The organism is Streptomyces sp. NPDC056738, from assembly GCF_042790435.1.
Taxonomy (GTDB): domain Bacteria; phylum Actinomycetota; class Actinomycetes; order Streptomycetales; family Streptomycetaceae; genus Streptomyces.
Map to the genome: position 1 here is coordinate 372,616 of NZ_JBHTZF010000007.1, position 18,338 is coordinate 390,953.

14 protein-coding genes are annotated in these 18,338 nt (G+C 71.5%); 5 read left to right on the forward strand and 9 right to left on the reverse strand.

Features of this window, described 5'->3' with window-relative positions:
- Positions 1 to 327: 327 nt before the first annotated feature.
- Together typA and ACFRIC_RS21035 are read right to left on the reverse strand one after the other, a co-directional pair.
- Complete coding sequence (gene typA, locus ACFRIC_RS21030) at positions 328 to 2,235, reverse strand: translational GTPase TypA (RefSeq protein WP_382787799.1); 1,908 nt, start codon at positions 2,233 to 2,235, stop codon at positions 328 to 330.
- A 182-nt stretch (positions 2,236 to 2,417) separates the two neighbouring features.
- The gene (locus ACFRIC_RS21035) at positions 2,418 to 4,928 is read right to left on the reverse strand and encodes an ABC transporter substrate-binding protein (protein ID WP_382787801.1); all 2,511 of its coding nucleotides are present in this window, start codon (positions 4,926 to 4,928) and stop codon (positions 2,418 to 2,420) included.
- A gap of 529 nt (positions 4,929 to 5,457) precedes the next feature.
- Here ACFRIC_RS21035 and ACFRIC_RS21040 point away from each other — a divergent pair.
- Genes ACFRIC_RS21040 through ACFRIC_RS21055 form a run of 4 tightly spaced genes read left to right on the forward strand, consistent with a single transcriptional unit; the run spans position 5,458 to position 9,410 of the window.
- Positions 5,458 to 5,781, forward strand: coding sequence for a hypothetical protein (locus ACFRIC_RS21040; RefSeq protein ID WP_355760583.1), 324 nt, complete (start codon positions 5,458 to 5,460; stop codon positions 5,779 to 5,781).
- Positions 5,782 to 5,826: 45 nt separating this feature from the next.
- A complete protein-coding gene (locus tag ACFRIC_RS21045; RefSeq protein WP_382787803.1) occupies positions 5,827 to 6,648 on the forward strand; it encodes a hypothetical protein in 822 nt (273 codons plus the stop codon).
- 18 nt (positions 6,649 to 6,666) lie between these two features.
- A complete protein-coding gene (locus ACFRIC_RS21050) occupies positions 6,667 to 8,643 on the forward strand; it encodes a fumarate reductase/succinate dehydrogenase flavoprotein subunit (RefSeq protein ID WP_382787805.1) in 1,977 nt (658 codons plus the stop codon).
- Positions 8,640 to 9,410, forward strand: a complete 771-nt coding sequence (locus ACFRIC_RS21055) for a succinate dehydrogenase/fumarate reductase iron-sulfur subunit (RefSeq protein WP_382787807.1) — start codon at positions 8,640 to 8,642, stop codon at positions 9,408 to 9,410. The genes ACFRIC_RS21050 and ACFRIC_RS21055 overlap by 4 nt, the downstream gene beginning before the upstream one ends.
- Positions 9,411 to 9,467: 57 nt before the next feature.
- On the opposite strand, the gene ACFRIC_RS21060 is transcribed toward ACFRIC_RS21055, so the two are convergent.
- Entirely contained in the window at positions 9,468 to 9,791 is a 324-nt protein-coding gene (locus ACFRIC_RS21060) for a hypothetical protein (protein WP_382787809.1), read from the reverse strand.
- 248 nt (positions 9,792 to 10,039) lie between these two features.
- Between ACFRIC_RS21060 and ACFRIC_RS21065 the strand changes: the two genes are divergently transcribed.
- A complete protein-coding gene (locus tag ACFRIC_RS21065; protein WP_382787811.1) occupies positions 10,040 to 11,623 on the forward strand; it encodes a hypothetical protein in 1,584 nt (527 codons plus the stop codon).
- 29 nt (positions 11,624 to 11,652) lie between these two features.
- Here ACFRIC_RS21065 and ACFRIC_RS21070 read toward each other — a convergent pair whose 3' ends face one another.
- From ACFRIC_RS21070 to ACFRIC_RS21095, 6 genes are all read right to left on the reverse strand, one after another.
- Positions 11,653 to 14,439 (reverse strand): SpoIIE family protein phosphatase, encoded by a 2,787-nt coding sequence (locus ACFRIC_RS21070; protein ID WP_382787813.1) that lies wholly within the window; start codon positions 14,437 to 14,439, stop codon positions 11,653 to 11,655.
- Positions 14,440 to 14,686: 247 nt separating this feature from the next.
- Positions 14,687 to 15,148 (reverse strand): ATP-binding protein, encoded by a 462-nt coding sequence (locus ACFRIC_RS21075; protein WP_382787815.1) that lies wholly within the window; start codon positions 15,146 to 15,148, stop codon positions 14,687 to 14,689.
- A 76-nt stretch (positions 15,149 to 15,224) separates the two neighbouring features.
- Positions 15,225 to 15,632, reverse strand: coding sequence for a (deoxy)nucleoside triphosphate pyrophosphohydrolase (locus ACFRIC_RS21080; RefSeq protein WP_382787817.1), 408 nt, complete (start codon positions 15,630 to 15,632; stop codon positions 15,225 to 15,227).
- 45 nt (positions 15,633 to 15,677) lie between these two features.
- A complete protein-coding gene (locus ACFRIC_RS21085; RefSeq protein ID WP_382787819.1) occupies positions 15,678 to 15,860 on the reverse strand; it encodes an SPOR domain-containing protein in 183 nt (60 codons plus the stop codon).
- A gap of 289 nt (positions 15,861 to 16,149) precedes the next feature.
- A complete protein-coding gene (locus tag ACFRIC_RS21090) occupies positions 16,150 to 16,902 on the reverse strand; it encodes a GntR family transcriptional regulator (protein ID WP_382787822.1) in 753 nt (250 codons plus the stop codon).
- Between the two features lie 147 nt (positions 16,903 to 17,049).
- A complete protein-coding gene (locus ACFRIC_RS21095; RefSeq protein ID WP_382787824.1) occupies positions 17,050 to 18,276 on the reverse strand; it encodes a DUF4190 domain-containing protein in 1,227 nt (408 codons plus the stop codon).
- Positions 18,277 to 18,338: the final 62 nt, after the last annotated feature.

Consider the following 18,338-nt stretch of genomic DNA (forward strand, 5'->3'; position numbering starts at 1 on the left):
TCCCCACAGCGCATGACCCATTGACCCGAGCGTTACGCGGCTAACTATGTGACATGAGCCAGATAACCGACCACAGCCTTTAGGTCTCGGTTCCATCACAGCTGCCGCGTACATCTTCCAAAATCTGGACAAAATGATCTGCGGGAGAAGCCCCCGAAACGGACGTGTTACATGCCTATCGGTCTGGACGCACCGCATTTCGGACACGGGAGGGCGGAAAACGGGTGGCAAAAAAGCCCGGGTGCCCCCATGCGGGGGCACCCGGGCTCAGGTTGCCGGTGGATCAGCCGACCGGGCCTGACGGATCAGGCCGGCGGGACCGGTGGATCAGCCGTGCTTGGCGCGGCTCGCGGTGCGGCCGCGCTCCTTCTGGTCGAGGACGACCTTGCGGATGCGAACGGCCTCCGGGGTCACCTCGACGCACTCGTCGTCGCGGCAGAACTCGAGCGACTGCTCCAGGGAGAGCTTGCGCGGCGGGACGATCGCCTCGAACGTGTCGGCCGAGGCCGACCGCATGTTCGTGAGCTTCTTCTCCTTGGTGATGTTCACGTCCATGTCGTCGGAGCGCGAGTTCTCGCCGACGATCATGCCCTCGTACACCTCGGTGCCGGGGTCGGTGAACAGCACACCGCGCTCCTGCAGGTTCGTCATCGCGAACGCGGTGACGGCACCCGCGCGGTCGGCGACCAGCGAACCGTTGTTACGGGTCGTCAGGGTGCCGAACCACGGCTCGTGGCCCTCGTGGATGGAGTGGGCGATGCCCGTACCGCGCGTACCCGTCAGGAACTCGGTACGGAAGCCGATGAGGCCGCGGGACGGGACGACGAACTCCAGGCGGACCCAGCCGGAACCGTGGTTCGACATGTTGTCCATCCGGCCCTTGCGGACACCCATGAGCTGCGTGACCGCGCCCATGTGCTCCTCGGGCACGTCGATCGTCATGCGCTCGACGGGCTCGTGGACCTTGCCGTCGATGACCTGGGTGACCACCTGGGGCTTGCCGATGGTCAGCTCGAAGCCCTCGCGGCGCATCTGCTCGACCAGGATGGCGAGCGCGAGCTCACCGCGGCCCTGGACCTCCCAGGCGTCCGGGCGCTCGGTGTCGAGCACGCGCAGCGAGACGTTACCGACCAGCTCGCGGTCGAGGCGGTCCTTGACCTGGCGGGCGGTGACCTTGCGGTCCTTGACCGCGGACTTGGCGTCCGCGCCCTTGCCCGTGCCGCCGCGGCCGACCAGCGGCGAGGTGTTCGTGCCGATGGTCATGGAGATCGCCGGCTCGTCGACCGTGATGAGCGGCAGCGCGATCGGGTTCTCGGGGTCGGCGAGGGTCTCACCGATCATGATGTCCGGGATACCGGCGACGGCGCAGATGTCCCCGGGGCCGGCCACCTCGGCGGGCTTGCGGGTGAGCGCCTCGGTCATCAGCAGCTCGGTGATGCGCACGTTGGACATCGTGCCGTCGCGCTTGATCCACGTGACGGTCTGGCCCTTGCGCAGCTCGCCCTGCTCGACGCGCAGCAGCGCGATACGGCCGAGGAAGTTGTCGGCGTCCAGGTTGGTCACGTGGGCCTGGAGCGGCGCGGACTCGTCGTAGGACGGGGCCGGGACGGACTCCAGGATCGTCGTGAAGAACGGCTCCAGGTTGTCGCTGTCGGCCGGGACGGTGCCGTCCTGGGGCTTGGTCAGCGAGGCGACGCCGTCACGCGCGCAGGCGTAGACGATCGGGAACTCGATCTGGTCCTCGTCGGCGTCCAGGTCGAGGAAGAGGTCGTACGCCTCGTTCACGACCTCGTCGATGCGCGAGTCCGGGCGGTCCGTCTTGTTGATGCACAGGATGACGGGCAGGCGGGCCTGCAGCGCCTTGCGCAGCACGAAGCGGGTCTGGGGCAGCGGGCCCTCGGAGGCGTCGACCAGCAGGACGACCGCGTCCACCATCGACAGACCGCGCTCGACCTCACCACCGAAGTCGGCGTGGCCGGGGGTGTCGATGATGTTGATCGTGATGGCGTCGCCGCCATCCTTCGGGTGGTACTTGACCGCCGTGTTCTTCGCCAGGATCGTGATGCCCTTCTCACGTTCCAGGTCGTTCGAGTCCATCATGCGGTCGTCCAGCGACTCTGCGGCGTGCGCGGCGAAGGCACCGGCCTGCTTGAGCATGGCGTCGACCAGAGTGGTCTTGCCGTGGTCGACGTGGGCGACGATGGCGACGTTGCGGATGTCGTGGCGCGTGGCCATAGTGAGGCGCTTCTCCCGGAGTGAGTGGACGGCCTCCGCATCCGCGGGGCCACTGCCGGGCTGAACACGCCACGGCCTTACCCCATGGTACGTGGCCTTGACAGAAGCGGCCTCCGCAGGGCCACCGGGGGCAGGGGGGACCGGGCCCGCCACAGGACGGGCCCGGATCGTTCACCCGCAGGTCACCGGCTCTTCGACGGGCTCGCCGAGGGCTTCGCGCCCTTCTTCAGGAAGCCCATGTCCTCGTACACCGGGGTCTGGAATCCGAAGGCCCCGGTGTTCGCCAGCCCGACGCGGGCGGCGGCGAGCTGGGGGCGCTGGTAGAGGGGGATGGAACCGGCGGCGGCCCAGATGCGGGCGTCCGCCTTGCGGACCAGGGAGCGTTCCTCGTCCTCGTCCAGGGTGGAGAGTGCCTGGTCGAAGAGCTGATCGACCTGGTCGGTGCCGACGCGGGTGTAGTTCTGCTCGACGCTCAGCGAGCCGTCGGCCGCCGGCACGGGCTTGGCGTAGATCGGACGGGCGTCGGTGGCTGGGAAGGCGGAGGCGGGCCACGAGTAGAGCGCGAGGTCGTAGTCGCCGGAGGCGATGTGGTCCTTGAAGTAGCTCTCGTCGGAGACCTTCGTGATGTCGGTGCGGACACCGACGCGCTGGAGCATCCGCGCGATCCGGTCGGCCACGAGCCGCAGGGACTCCGAGCCCGCGCCCGAGGGCACCACGAAGCGCAGCGCCAGGGGCTTGCCGTCCTTGGCGAGGACGTTGGACGCCGCGCCCGCCGGAGCCGCCGTCCCCTTCCCCGGAGCGGCCGTCCCCTGGGGCGCGTACGCCCCCGGAAGCCCGCCCTGGCCGGCGTACTGGCGGCCGTCCAGGTGCCGGGCGGCCTGCTCGTCGGTGTGGGCGCCCTGCCGCACGCCGGTCTGCTGCTCCTGCTTCCTCGCGTGGTCCTTGGGGTCCTGGGCGGGGCCCCGGCCCACGCCGGAGGGCTTGTCGTCGTCGCCGAGGACGTACGTCCCGCCCCCGCCCGGCCTGCCGTCCTCGGAGCCGTCGCCCTTCTTGCCCTTGGACCCGGCCGCCTTCTCCGTCTTCTTCTGCTCCGTGATCGGACCGCCCGGCACCCATCCGGCGTCCGCGAGGAGCGCCCGCGCCTCGGCGGCGTCCTGGTTGCCGAGGGCGCCGCTGCTGTCGGCGTACGCGGCCTGGCCGGCGAGGGCGAGGTGGCTGCCGACCGGTTCGGCGGGCAGACCGAGCGGCCGCAGGACGGCCTGGGCGAGTTCCTTGCGGTTCAGGGCACGCGCCACCGCGCGGCGGACGCGCTCGTCGGCGAGGGGGCCCTCGGAGCCGTTGAGGGCGAGCTGCGTGTAGGCGGGTTCGAGGGACTTGCGGACCACGAAGCCGCTCAGTCCCGACCCCTCGGAGGCCTTCGTCGCGCCGGCCCCGCTGCCCTTGGTTCCCGCATCGCCCTTCTCGCTCTCGTCGTCCTGTTCGCCGTCATCGGTCTTCTTCTGCCGGGCGCTCTTCTCGGCCGCCCTCTCGCTCTTGTCGCTGTCCTCGTCCTTGTTGCCCTTCTGGGCGGCCTTCTCGCTCTTGTCGGCCTTCTCGCTCTTCTCGTGCTCGGCGCTCTTCCCGGTCTTCTCGTGCTCGGCGCTCTCGTCCTTGTCGCTCTTGTCGCTCTTGTCGTCCGCCGCGTTCTTCCCGTCCTCCTCCTCGGACTCGCTCTTCTCGTCCTTCGTGCCGGAGGTGGCCTTGGCGCTCTTGCCGCTCTTCTCGCTCTTCTCGCTCGTCGCGGAGGCCCCCTGCAACGGGGCGCCGTCCTTGTGCCGGGCGGCGAGGGTGACGCGCTCGGCCTCGGCGGGGTCGATCTCGGCCAGGTCGAGCCTGTCGTCGGCGAGGGCCTCGGCCCGCTTGTCCCGGGCGACGGCCACCAGGTCGATCTCGTCGAGCTTGCTGGGACGGCCCCACCAGCGGGCGCTGCGCGTGAGGCGGACCTGGCCGGACTTGCGGTCGACCGTCTTCACCGCGAAGGGCCCCGCGGTGACCTTGAGCTTGCGCCGCGCGCCGTCGTTGAAGGAGTCCGCGGTCCCCATGACGTCCTTCGGGTACAGCGGCGAGAACAGCGCCTTCCAGTCGGCGTAGGGCCGGCTGAAGGTGACGCGGACCTCCAGGTTGTTCTTGCCCCGCTCGATCTTCTCGATCCGGTCGTAGCCGGCGTTCCGCGCCGTCCAGTACGCGGAGTCCTTGCCGGACAGGGCGCGCCACTGGGCGGCGAAGTCCGCGGCGCCGATCTCGCGACCGTCGCTCCACACGGCCTGCTGGTTGAGCTTGTACAGCACGACCTGCTTGGGCGAGGTGCCCACGACCTTCGCGGACTCCAGGTAGTCGGAGTCGATCTGCGGCCGGCCGTTCGCGTCGAGCCGGTACATCGACGGCAGGACGGCGCCGGCGACACGGGTGGTCGCGGCGTCGGCGTCCGACTGGAACGCGTTCAGCGTCTCCGGCACGGCGTCCACGGCCCAGCGCAGCGTGCCGCCGTCGGCGATCTGGTCACGGGACGCGGGCGCGATGTCCTGCACGGCCACGGGTCTGTCCGCCTCGTCGTCCGCACTGCACGCGGCGAGGGCGGGTACCGCGAGCGCGCCCGCGGTGAGAAATGCGGCCGAGCGCATCACCGCGCGCAGTCCGACGCCTTCGTGGGACATCACTGCAACCTCCGGGGGACGCTCCGCCGCGGGAGCTGGTCCGTTTCTGGTCCCGTTCGGCGGTATTAGTGAGTTGATCCGATCTACGTGCCAACTGAAGAGCAGAGCGGCGAGGGGAAGGCGGCGACACGGCGACGGGGCCGGGGAACCCCACTCGTGCGGCGCAATCCGGCCGCGCCGGGCCCCGTCCGAAGTCCCGCCGGGCCCGCGGCGCCGGTCCGCATCCGGAATGGCGCCGGAGGCGGGCGCGCGAGCGCGGAGCCCGGCGGCGTGCACGGGGAACACGGCGCCGGCGCGCTGTTCCCCGTGCCGTCCGGCCTGCCGGGCGGCCCTCCGGACCGCTCCCGGGCGCGCGCGGAATTCGACCGGCGCGCGAGCGGAACGGGCGGCGCGCGCCAGTCGTTCTGGAGCGCGGCGGTCTTCAATCCGTGCACACGCCTTCACACGGGACCTTGTGACGCGCAACACTCGCAGGCGCATGAACGTTGCCGCCTGAAGGCCGCGGGGCCCACGGAAGTGAGGGCAAGTCATGTCCGTGCACGACGACCTGACGTCAGTCCAGCGCTGCCTCGACGATCTGCAGCGGTCGGTACGGCGCCTGGAACAGCAGATGGGCACCGGTCTGGAGATGCGCCGCGTGCGCGCCGACGCCGACCACCTGCGCGAGAGCCTCGCGCTGCTGCGCGAGGCCGCCGGACCCTCCCCCAGGCGCCCCACCGGGCCCGGGCCGGCGGTGTCCGCCTCCGACAGGCTGCCCGACCTGGTGACCGTCTCCGACACCCCGTACGACAGCTCCTTGTGGACCGATTCCGACGACGAGGGTCTCGGCGCGCACCACGGTCCCTCCCACTAGCGCCCGCGACACCGGCGCACCCCCGAACCCGACCGGAGTGCGAAGTTGGCCACTGGTACGGAACCTCATCTGAACAGCGGCGGTGTACGAACGGGTACGCGCGCCGCGATCGCCGCCCCGCATCTGCGGACCGACCGCTGGTGGCTGGCGCCCGCCGCCACCGCGGCCGGGTTGCTGGCCTTCGTCGTGTACTCGACGTGGCGGGCCTTCTCGGACACGCACTACTACGCGGCGCCCTACGTCTCGCCGTTCTACTCGCCCTGTCTGGCCGAGCGGTGCGGGACGATGCGCTCCGGCCCGAACGCGGACCTGTTCGGGAGCTGGTGGGGCATCTCCCCCGCGATCATCATCCTGGTCTTCCCGCTCGGCTTCCGGCTGACCTGCTACTACTACCGCAAGGCCTACTACCGGGGCTTCTGGGCGAGCCCGCCGGCCTGCGCGGTGGCCGAGCCGCACAAGAAGTACACCGGCGAGACCCGCTTCCCGCTGATCCTGCAGAACATCCACCGGTACTTCTTCTACGCGGCCCTCGTCGTCGCCGGCATCCTCACGTACGACACCGTGCTCTCCTTCCGCGACGAGCACTACGCCTGGGGCCACATGGGCCTCGGCACGCTGGTGTTCCTGGTCAACATCACGCTGATCTGGGCGTACACCCTCTCCTGCCACTCCTGCCGGCACATCGTCGGCGGAAAGCTCAAGCACTTCTCCAAGCATCCCGTGCGGTACCGGATGTGGCAGTGGGTCGGGAAGCTGAACGCCCGTCACATGCTGCTGGCCTGGGCGTCGTTGGTGAGCGTCGCGCTCGCCGACTTCTACGTGTACCTGGTCGCGTCCGGCGCCTTCGACGATCCGCGCTTCTTCTAGATTGGGTGGAGCCCTCTGATGTCCGTGGTCGACCGACAGGAGTGGGACGTCGTCGTGGTCGGTGCCGGCGGCGCCGGACTGCGTGCCGCGATCGAGGCACGCGAGCGCGGCGCCCGTACGGCGGTGATCTGCAAGTCGCTGTTCGGCAAGGCCCACACGGTGATGGCCGAGGGCGGCATCGCGGCCGCCATGGGCAACGTGAACTCGGGCGACAACTGGCAGGTCCACTTCCGCGACACCATGCGCGGCGGCAAGTTCCTCAACCAGTGGCGGATGGCCGAGCTGCACGCCCGCGAGGCACCGGACCGGGTCTGGGAGCTGGAGACCTGGGGCGCCCTGTTCGACCGGACGAAGGACGGCCGGATATCGCAGCGCAACTTCGGCGGCCACGAGTACCCGCGCCTCGCCCACGTGGGCGACCGCACCGGCCTCGAACTGATCCGCACGCTCCAGCAGAAGATCGTGTCGCTCCAGCAGGAGGACATGCGGGAGACCGGTGACTACGAGTCTCGCCTGAAGATCTATCAGGAGTGCACCGTCACACGGATATTGAAGGACGGACAGCGGGTCTCGGGGACCTTCTGCTACGAGCGGGAGTCGGGGCGCTTCTTCGTCCTGGAGGCCCCCTCCGTGGTGATCGCCACCGGTGGCATCGGCAAGTCCTTCAAGGTGACGTCCAACTCGTGGGAGTACACGGGCGACGGGCACGCGCTGGCGCTGCTCGCCGGGGCACCGCTGCTGAACATGGAGTTCGTGCAGTTCCATCCGACCGGCATGGTCTGGCCGCCGTCGGTCAAGGGCATCCTCGTCACCGAGTCGGTGCGTGGTGACGGCGGGGTGCTGCGCAACTCCGAGGGCAAGCGGTTCATGTTCGACTACATCCCCGACGTCTTCAAGGAGAAGTACGCGCAGTCGGAGGAGGAGGGCGACCGCTGGTACGAGGACCCGGACCACAACCGGCGTCCTCCGGAGCTGCTGCCGCGCGACGAGGTGGCGCGGGCCATCAACTCCGAGGTCAAGGCCGGTCGCGGATCACCGCACGGCGGTGTCTTCCTCGACGTGTCCACCCGGATGCCCGCCGAGGTGATCCGGCGCCGGCTCCCCTCGATGTACCACCAGTTCAAGGAGCTGGCCGACGTGGACATCACGGCGGAGGCCATGGAGGTCGGGCCCACCTGCCACTACGTGATGGGCGGCATCGCGGTCGACTCGGACACGGCGGCGGCGCGCGGGGTGCCCGGACTGTTCGCGGCCGGCGAGGTCGCGGGCGGCATGCACGGCTCCAACCGGCTCGGCGGCAACTCGCTCTCCGACCTGCTGGTGTTCGGGCGCAGGGCCGGCTGGCACGCGGCGGAGTACGCGGCCGGGCTCACCGGGGAGGACACGCGACCGCCGGTGGACGACGCCCAGGTCGACGAGGCCGCCGCGGAGGCGCTGCGGCCCTTCTCCGCCGAGGGCCCCGAGTCCGTCCCCGCCGCCTCCCCCGGCGGCACGCCCGCCGTCGCCTCGCGGCCGCCCGAGAACCCGTACACCCTGCACCAGGAACTCCAGCAGGCCATGAACGACCTGGTCGGCATCATCCGCCGCGAGGCCGAGATGGAGCAGGCCCTGGAGAAGCTCGCCGAGCTGCGGGTACGGGCACGCCGCGCCGGGGTGGAGGGCCACCGTCAGTTCAACCCGGGCTGGCACCTCTCCCTGGACCTCAGGAACATGCTCCTGGTCAGCGAGTGCGTCGCCCGGGCGGCGCTGGAGCGCGCCGAGTCGCGGGGCGGCCACACCCGCGAGGACCACCCGACGATGGAACGTTCCTGGCGCCGGATCAACCTGCTGTGCCGGCTCACCGACCCGACCGGCGGGCTGGCCGCCACCGACCCGGTGGCCGGACAGATCGACCTGGTGAACGAGACCACCCAGCCCATCCGCCCCGACCTGCTCGCCCTCTTCGAGAAGGAGGAGCTGGTCAAGTACCTCGCCGAAGAGGAGCTGTACGAGTGAGCAGCTACGAGGCCCGCTTCAAGGTGTGGCGCGGAGACGTAAAGGGCGGTGGTCTGGAGGACTTCGGGGTCGAGGTCAACGAGGGCGAGGTCGTCCTCGACATCATCCACCGGCTCCAGGCGACCCAGGCCCCCGACCTCGCCGTGCGCTGGAACTGCAAGGCGGGCAAGTGCGGTTCGTGCTCGGCGGAGATCAACGGCAGGCCCCGGCTGATGTGCATGACGCGGATGTCGGTGTTCACCCAAGAGGAGACGATCACCGTCACCCCGCTGCGCGCCTTCCCGGTCGTCCGGGACCTGGTGACCGACGTCGGCTTCAACTACGACAAGGCGCGTCAGGTCCCGGCCTTCGTCCCGCCCGCCGGGGTCGGGCCGGGCGAGTACCGGATGATGCAGGAGGACGTGGACCGGTCGCAGGAGTTCCGCAAGTGCATCGAGTGCTTCCTGTGCCAGGACACCTGTCATGTGGTGCGTGACCACGAGGAGAACAAGCCCGCGTTCGCCGGTCCGCGCTTCCTGATGCGGGTGGCGGAGCTGGACATGCATCCGCTGGACGCGGCGGCGGAGTCCGGGCTGGACCGCAAGGCCACGGCCCAGGACGAGCACGGTCTCGGCTACTGCAACATCACCAAGTGCTGCACGGAGGTCTGCCCCGAGGGCATCAAGATCACGGACAACGCGCTGATCCCCTTGAAGGAGCGGGCGGTCGACCGCAAGTACGACCCGCTCGTGTGGCTGGGATCGAAGATCGGCCGGCGGAGTACGTAGACCCGGGCTCGGGCGGGGCGGGGACGGCTCGCCGTCCCCGGTCCGCGCGCGGCGCCGTCACTGCCCTTCGGGGTCCGGCGGGGCCACGGGGCGCCGCCCCGGGTACTGCCCCATCATCTGGACCACCTGGCTCGCGATGAACAGGCCCATCCCGCCCAGGGCGTACGGCGTGAACTCGGCGTCGGGTCCCTGGAACGGCCCGAGGAAGATGAACAGGGACCATCCGACGGCCCCCGCCAGCGCGCCCCAGCCCCACAGCTTCGGGCGCACGACCCTGCGCCGCACCCACGGCGGGATCCAGTACCGCGTCAGGGCCGCGATCCCGATTCCGGCCTGCGCGACGACGATCAGTGCGGCGAACCCGACGAAGTACCAGTGCATCGAACCCCCACTCCCCCGCGTGCCGAACAGGGGCACGCGCCGCGATCATCGCACGCGGGACCCGGGCCGTCATCACATGGTGGGGCTTCCCGCGGCGAAGGCGCGGCAAGCCGCCCCGGGCCCGAGGGCGCCCGCGGGAACGGCCCCCGCGCCCCTCCCGTACACCCCGACACCTCGCGTACCCCAACTGCCCCCAACTCCTCGTATACCGGTCGCGGAGCCGCTCGAACGGCCATACGCTCCCAAATGTGACGTCGCCCCTGAGCCGCAGCCGGTCGCGCCGGGTCCCGTCGCACATAGCCGTGCGGGTGGCGCATGCCGTGCTCGGGGGGCTGGTCGCGATGGGCTGGCTGGTGCTGCCGCTGGCGCGGGCGGGAGCCGACACCCCGGTGGTCCGGACGCGGGACACGGACGTCGCCGCCCGGCCGGTCACGACCGCGCAGGACGGGACGAAGACCGGTGATCTCGTGCCGCCCCTGGTCGCGGCCGGCGCCGCGGGCGCGCTGGCGGCGTACGGATACGGGCGCCGCAGACGGCGGGCGACGACCCGGACGACACCCGGCGGCGACACAGAGCTCACCCCTCTGCACGAACTCGACGACCAGGCGCGGCGGTTGCTCGTCGAGATCGACGACTGCGTCCGCGTCGGGGCCGAGGAGCTCGCGCTCGCCGCGGACCGGTCGGCGGGCGACGCGATCGAGCCGTACGTCTACGACCTGAGGCACGCGGAGGCCGCTCTCGCCGCGGCCTTCCGGCTGCGCCAGCGCCTCGACGAGACGGAGGGCACCGGCGTGGACCCGGCCCAGGACGACAGCGACCGCAGGGAGGCCCTGGAGGAGATCGTCGCCCACTGCCGGGACGCCGGGGAGCGGCTGGACGCGGCGGCACCGGGGTTCGACCAGATCCGGGCCCTGGAGCGCAACGCGGTGGCCGCCCTGGAATCCGCCGAGGCCCGCTTCCGGGAGGTCGCGGCGCGTATCCGCGGCGCCGAGACGACCCTCGCGGAGCTTCACGAGCGGTACGCCCCCGCCGCCTCGCTCGCGGTCGCCGGTGACGCCGAACAGGCCAAGGACCGGCTTCTGTTCACCACCTCTCATCTCAACCAGGCACGGCAGTACGCGGACCGGGGCGACGGCGCGAAGGCCGCGGCCCATCTACGCGCGGCGGAAGGAGCGTTGGGGCAGGCCCTCGACCTGGCGAACGGCGTGGAGCGGCTGGCGGCGGAACTGGACTCGGCGGCGGCCGGACTGCCCGCGGCCCTGACGGCGGCGGAGGACTCGTGGAACACGGCCCGGGCGCTCCCGGCGGAGGCCCGTGCCGGACTCGTCGGGCGGCTCGGGCACCTGGAGGTGGTGCTCTCCGCGGTGCGTCACGAGACCGCCGCCGGCCCCCACGATCCGCTGGACGCGCTGCGCCGGGTGACGGAGGCCGCGGCGGGCCTGGCCGGGGCGGTCGGCGGTGACGTCCCCGAGGGACACGGGCAGGCGCTGCTGCCCGCGCGCAGCGCGCTCGCCGGGGCCGCGTGCTTCATCGGCACCCACGGCGGGGTGGTGGGCAGTGAGGCGCGGACCCGGCTGGCGGAGGCGCGCCGGCTGCTCGGGCCGGGGACCGTCCCGCTCTCCGAGGCACTGAAGGCCGACGACCTGGCCCGTGAGGCGCGCCGGCTCGCCGAACGGGACGTACGGGCGTACGGCAATCCCTCCGGCGGCCGCGGGGGCGCCGGAGCGGGCGGCGCGGTGCTCGGCGGGATCCTGCTGAGCGACGGCGAGGGCGGCCCGATGAGCTACGGCGGCCCTCGCACCCGGGGCCGCCGGGGAGCGTTCTTCACCTGACCCCGCGGGTCGGCACCCCCGGCCGGCCCTCAGAACAGGCTCAGCAGCGCTTCCGCCGGGTCCGTGAGGCTGGTCTCGCCGTCCGGGAGGGGGAGTTCGAACCACACGGTCTTGCCGCGCGGGGTGCGCCGGGAGCCCCAGCCCGCGGAGAGGAGGCCGACGAGCTGGAGGCCCCGCCCGCCCTCGTCGGTGTCGCGGGCCCGGCGGCGGCGCGGCTGGACGAGTCCGGCGTCCCAGACCTCGCAGACGAGGGTGCGGTCGAGAAGCAGCCGCAGCCTGATCTCGCCCTCGCCGTAGCGCAGGGCGTTCGTCACCAGTTCGCTGACGAGCAGTTCCGTCGTGTCGACGAGCGGTTCCAGGTCCCAGGCGACGAGCTGGGTGCGGGTGTACTCGCGGGCCCGTCCCACGCTGCGCGGCTCACGCGGCAGGGTCCAGTCGCCGACGGAATCGGCGGGCAGCCCCTGGACACGCGCCATCAGCAGGGCGATGTCGTCCTCGCCGTGGTGGGTGTCGAGGGTGTTGAGGACGTGGTCGCAGACGTCCTCCAGCGGCCGGGAGGGGTCGGTGAGGGCGCCGACGAACGCCTGCAGTCCCTCGTCGAGGGGGTGGTCGCGCGATTCGACCAGTCCATCCGTGTAGAGCGCCAGCAGGGCGCCTTCGGGGAGTTCGACCTCCACCTCCTCGAAGGGCTCGCCGCCCACCCCGAGCGGCATCCCGGGCGGCACGTCCAGCATCAGCGCGCTCTCGCCGGGCTCGACCAGTACGGGCGGCAGGTGGCCCGCGTTGGCGAAGGTGCACCGGCGGGTCACGGAGTCGTAGACGGCGTACACGCAGGTCGCCAGGTACACCTCGGAGAGGTCGGCGTCGCGGGGCTGACGGGCCGTCCGGGTGGCCTGCTGGACCCCTCCGGGCGTGCCGAGGCCGCGCGCGATCTCGTCCAGCGCCGAGAGCACCTCGGCGGGTTCGAGGTCGAGCAGCGCCAAGGTGCGTACCGCGGTGCGCAGTTCACCCATCGCCACGGCGGCGCGCAGCCCGCGTCCCATCACGTCGCCCACCACGAGCGCCGTGCGGTGACCGGGGAGTTCGATGACGTCGAACCAGTCGCCGCCGACCTCCGTCGCCGCGTTCCCCGGCAGATAGCGGCACGCGATGTCGAGGCCGGAGGCCTCGGGGTCGCCCGGGGGCAGCAGGGACCGCTGGAGGATGAGGGCGCGTTCGTGCTCGCGGCGGTACAGACGCGCGTTGTCTATGCAGACGGCCGCGCGGGCGGCCAGCTCCACGGCCAGCGCGCGGTCGCGCTCCCCGAACGGCTCGCTGCCCTTCGTGCGGGAGAACTGGGCGAGTCCCACGACCGTGTCGTGGGCGACCATCGGGACCGCGAGCGTCGACTGGATGAGGCCGCCGTCGTCGGCGGGTATCTGCTGCGGCCGGGCGGTGCGCAGGGCGTCCGCGCAGGGCGAGTTGAACGGAAAGTGGTGGACCGCGCCGACGGCCACGGGCGCCGGACCGCCGGCGAAGGGCGCGTCGGAGACGGCGCTGGCGAAGGCCACCCGGCGGAGTTCGGCGCTGCCGTCCGCGAGTCCGGGCGGAGTCTCGTCGCCGGCGAGCAGCCCCTGGTAGAGGTCGACCGTCGCGAGGTCGCAGAAGCCCGGGACCACGACGTCCAGGAGCTCGCGCGCGGTGGTCTCCAGGTCGAGGGAGTTGCCTATGCGGGCGCCCGCCTCGTTCAGCAGGGCGAGGTTGCGCCGGGCTGCGGCCGCTTCGCGGGCTGCGGCGCGGCGGGAGGTGATGTCGGTTCCGAGCCACGCGATACCGATGGGGCGGCCGCTGCCGCTGTGCACGCGGTAGAGGTTGATGGACCAGTGACGGCGCTCGTCGGAGCCGGGGACCTGACCGGTGACGTGCATGTCCGTGATGGACTCGCCGGTCTCAAGGACCCGGCGCAGGACCGCCGTCACCCGCTCGGCCTCGGCGCGCGGAAGGTAGTCGTGGACACCCTTGCCGCGGTGGTCGTCGACGCTGCCGCCGAAGATCGAGGCGAATCGCTGGTTGGCGCGCCGGACCTGGAGGTCCGTGTCGATCAGCAGGAACCCGAAAGGAGATTGACCGAAAATCGCCTGCGAGGCGGCCAGGTCCGTCTCGATCGTCCGCAGGGTACGGACGTCCACCACGATGCATACGGCGGCTCGCTCGCCGTGCTCGGTGGTCGTCGGCATCACGTAGACCTCGGCGAGGCCCTCCCTGCCCCCGGGGTCCTCGGAGCCCTCGTCGGCGTCCTCGGCGGCGGGTGTGCGGAACGGCACGAGCCCGGTCCACTCGCGGCCGTCCAGGATCTCCGCCATCTTCCGCTGACCGAACTCGCGCCGGTCCTCGCTGACGAACGCCTCGATGGGGTCCATGCCGACGGCCCGTTCCGCCGGGATGCCGAAGATCTGCTCGGCCCGCAGGCTCCACTGGTCGACGAGCCCGTCCGCGCCGATGGAGAAGGAGGCGGCCTTGATGTAGTCGTAGATCGAACCGGGCGGACTGCTCTGCCACATGGCGTCCCCCGGCGCTTCGCCGGTCTCGCCCGTCCCGTCGCTCCGGTCGCCGTCCGGACCGGCGACCGCGGCCCCCGCCGCGTGGTCCGTGCCGTCGGCGGCGTCGGCCGCGCGCTCCGTGGCCGCGTCCCCCTCGGCGGCGGCGTCCGACGCGTCCTCCGTGGTGGCGTCCGCCGTGTCGTCGGGAACCGGGCGCGCGTCATCGCCCGCCGCATCGGCCCTCGCGCCGCCCGACGGGTCCTCGGACTCCGTGGCCTTCGCTGGTATCTCGCTCACGCGAACCGTCCCCTCCAGCTCACCGCGTCCGGCACCGGTCACCGGGGGCGGCTGCCCGCAGTATCCAGCACTACGGTGCCGCGCGACACGGTGTTCACGATCACAGCACGGTCCCGATGGTTTTTGGACCGGCCGCGACATACTCCCAGTCTTCTAACCAGGTGGCACCCCGTCGAACCACACAACGCGACACGGGTCGGGAGCGTGATCCGGCCGCGCGCCGCGCGGGCGCGCCGGCCCCGGTGTCTCAGTCCGGCACGGCCAGCTCGAACCAGACCGTCTTGCCGTTGTCCGCGGGCCACGTGCCCCAGCGCCGGCACGAGCCGGCCAGGAGCTGGAGTCCGCGGCCGCTCTCGTCGGAGGTGTCGGCGGACCGTTCCCGGGGCGGGTCCGGCAGCGGGTCGGAGACCTCGACGCGCAGAGCGCCCGGCACGTCCTCGGGACGTACGAGACGGACGCCGATCGGTCCCGTGGCATGGCGGAGCGAGTTCGTCACCAGTTCGCTGACCAGGAGCGCGGTGATGTCGCCGAGGGATTCGAGATCCCAGTCGCGGAGCTGCCCCCGGACGACGGCGCGGGCGGTGCGGACGGCACCGGGCTCCGCGGGAAAGGTCCACTCGGCGCAGTAGCCGTCAGTGTCGATCAAGCCGATCACTTCCCAGACCAGAAACCCCACCCCTGCCCGGTTTCGGGGGGTTAAGGGGCACATACCCGGTATCGGTGGAGCTTTACCGCGCCCGGGGCACACTATGGCGCGAACGGCGCACGAGGAGGCACTCGGGTCGTCAGGCGCCCGGATCGAGCCACGGGAGTGCGCCCTTGACCGCCGGCACGTCCTGGTCCAGCCAGTCCACGTCCCAGATCTCCTCGGCGCTCAGCCAGCGCAGTTGGTCGTGGTCCTCCAGGGGCTCCGGTTCGGCCGAGCCGGGCAGCAGCCGGGCGGCCCACACCACCAGGACGTATCCCGGCTTCAGCGGCCACTCCCCGGGGACGCGCTCCAGCGCCCGCGTGTCGATGCCGAGCTCCTCGCGCAGCTCGCGCACGAGGGCGCGTTCGGGGGTCTCACCGGGTTCGACCTTGCCGCCCGGAAGCTCCCAGCGGCCGGCGAGGTCGGGGGGCGCACTGCGGCGGGCGGCGAGCAGACGTCCGCCGCGCACGAGGGCGCCCGCGACCACCACGATCCGTTCCGTCATGCGCCGGAGCCTACGGGAGCGGGACGAGGTCCGGCTCCCGGTGGATCAGCGGGTTCCGTTCGGCCCGATCCGCTCGACCCAGTAGAGCTGTTTGTGCCCGCGGTCGTCGAGGCTGTCCGCGATCTTCTGGGCCTCGGCCCTGGTCGCGTACCTGCCCACGCGATAGCGATTGCCGTTGTCGTCCTGCCGTATGACGAGCCAGGGAAGCGTGATCGTGCTGTCGTTCATAGCGCCCCTCCACTTCCCGCCCCGGGCCCCCGTCGAACCCCGCATTCCATCGAAACCGCAATCCGCATATGCCCGAGCGTACGCCTTACCTTCACGCAGCGAACACGGGTTTACACAAAGAGGTACGCAACCGGCCAGTAAGGAGCTTCGACCCGGGGGGCGCACGCCGTCGAACACGCCGCCCACGACTCCTCGCGCGCCCGCGAGCAGGGCGAAGTCGTTCCCGGGTCCCCCACTTGAGAAAGGCCAGATTCCAACCGGGCTCAGCCGCGGCCCGGGTGACGCGCGGTCACTTCACGGGCAGGTGGTAGGCGATGCGGTAGCGGTCCGCCGGGACCACCACGTCCGCCGTCTCGACGGGGCGGCCCGAGGCGTAGAAGGTGCGCTGGATGACGACGACCACGTGTCCGGGCACGCCGCCCAGCGCCAGGAGTTCCTCGGCGAGTCCGGGGCGCGCGCCCACTTCCTCGGTGACGTTGTCCACGATCACGTCGATGGCCGCCATGCGCTCGACGACTCCCATGCCGCCGAGCGGGCCCTCCTCGGGGAGCATCACCGGCGTGCGCCCGGTCACGGCGAGCGGCTCCCAGGACGTGGAGAGCATCATCGCCTCTCCGCCGTCGCGGTAGACGTAGTTCGTGCACATCACGCGGTCGCCGGGCTGGATGGCCAGCCGCTCGGCGATCGCGCCGCTCGCCTCGACCTGACGGCTGCGGGACTCCCAGGTGCCGCGCACCGCGAAGTCGGCCTGCTCCTGACGGAAGGGGGTGGCGCCGCTGTCCGGCCGGTATCCGGAGCGGGCCACGCGGCGCGGCACCGGACGCTCGCGGACGTACGTACCCGAGCCGGAGCGGCCCTCGACCAGGCCCTCGGCCATCAGCACCTTGCGCGCCTCCAGGGCGACGGTGTCCGAGACCCCGTACTCCTCGCGGATCCTGGCCTGCGAGGGGAGCCGGGTGTGCGGTGGCAGCGAGCCGTCGACGATCTTCTTGCGGAGATCACCCGCGACGCGCAGATACGCCGGCTGCTCACCGAATGTCACTTAGCCGCTCCCATCAGGTTGTACAGACAGCAACAGCGTGGCAACCGTGGGTTGTGCCATGCAAGCGAAGGCCAGAGAATCACTCGAAGTGATGACGCGCGCCCTTGAGGGCATTACGCAGGCACTTTCTCCCCACTGTGGCTGCCGTCACACCTCGATCCCGGGACCGTCTTCGCCGCCGCTACCGGCGCCCCCTTCGCCGTCGTACACGGGCGGGGTGGTGGCGAGCCCCAGAGCCTTGCGGGTGGTGACCGTCTTCTCGGGGTCGATGAGCTTCAGGGCCTTCTCGTAGTGGTCGGAGAAGGTGTCCGCGTCCGGCGCCCGCGCGGCCTTGTCCCACTCCTTCGCCGAGCGCTCCAGGTCCTTGGCCAGGGCCGCGACGAGTTTGGCGGCCTCCGGCGAGAACCTGTGCGCGGGCAGCCCGTCCGCCTCCCAGGCCAGCGCCTCCGAGACGTGGCCCGCCCACTCCTTGTAGGCGGGCAGGTCGTCGTCGATGTACTCGGTGTCGGGTATCGCGTCCAGCGCGTTGTCGATGGCCGCCGCCGAGCTCAGATACGAGTACTGGTCGGGGTCCAGCGTGAGCTGGTCGTTGCGCAGGGAGCCCGTCAGGCCGGCCTCGTCGTCGGTGTTCCCGAACAGACAGCTCACCTCGCGGTCGCCGACGCGCCAGCTCTGCGCCGTCGGCGTGAAGGAGTACACGGCCACGTCCGCCGGGACGGCCCAGGAGTCCATCGCGTAGGTGTTCCGGAGCAGATAGCACCGCCGGTCGGCCTCGTCGGCCGCCTCGTCCTGGCCCGGGTAGTCGCCCTCGGACATCTCGAACTCCGCGAACACCTCGGCGTCGTGCTCACGCGTGCACGGCACCTCGTCGACGTCGATCGTCACACCCTTCAAGGAGCCGCCCGCGGTGTCGAAGCACTCGCCCACCTCCAGCGAGAACGCCGAGCCTCCCGAGTCGCCGGCCGCGTCCTCGAAGCCCTCCCAGAAATCGCGGGCTCCCCCGGTGGCGACCATGAGCGCGAGCAGCACGACACCGATCGACGACATCACCATGCCGGCCACCGCCATGCCCTTGCCGCGCTCGCCGCGCCGTTTGATCTGGACGAGCGCCACGATCCCGAGCACCAGCCCGACGGCGGGAAGGAAGCAGAGGATGCCGAGGACCAGCGCCGCGATCGCGAGCCCGTTGAACGGGACGGGCCGGTTGTACGGGGAGTAGCCCTGCCCCCAGGGCTGGTACGGCCCCGCGTAGGGGGCCTGCGGGGGCTGCTGGAACGGGCCCTCCGGGGAGGGATACCGGGGATACGGCGGGGTCCCCGGCGGCGGGTACTGCCCTTCGGGCTGCTGCGGTCCGGGCGGCGGGGGTATGGCCACGGTTTCCCTTGCTCCTCATCCATCCGTGATGGAACGCGCGTACGACTGCCGAATGGCTGGGC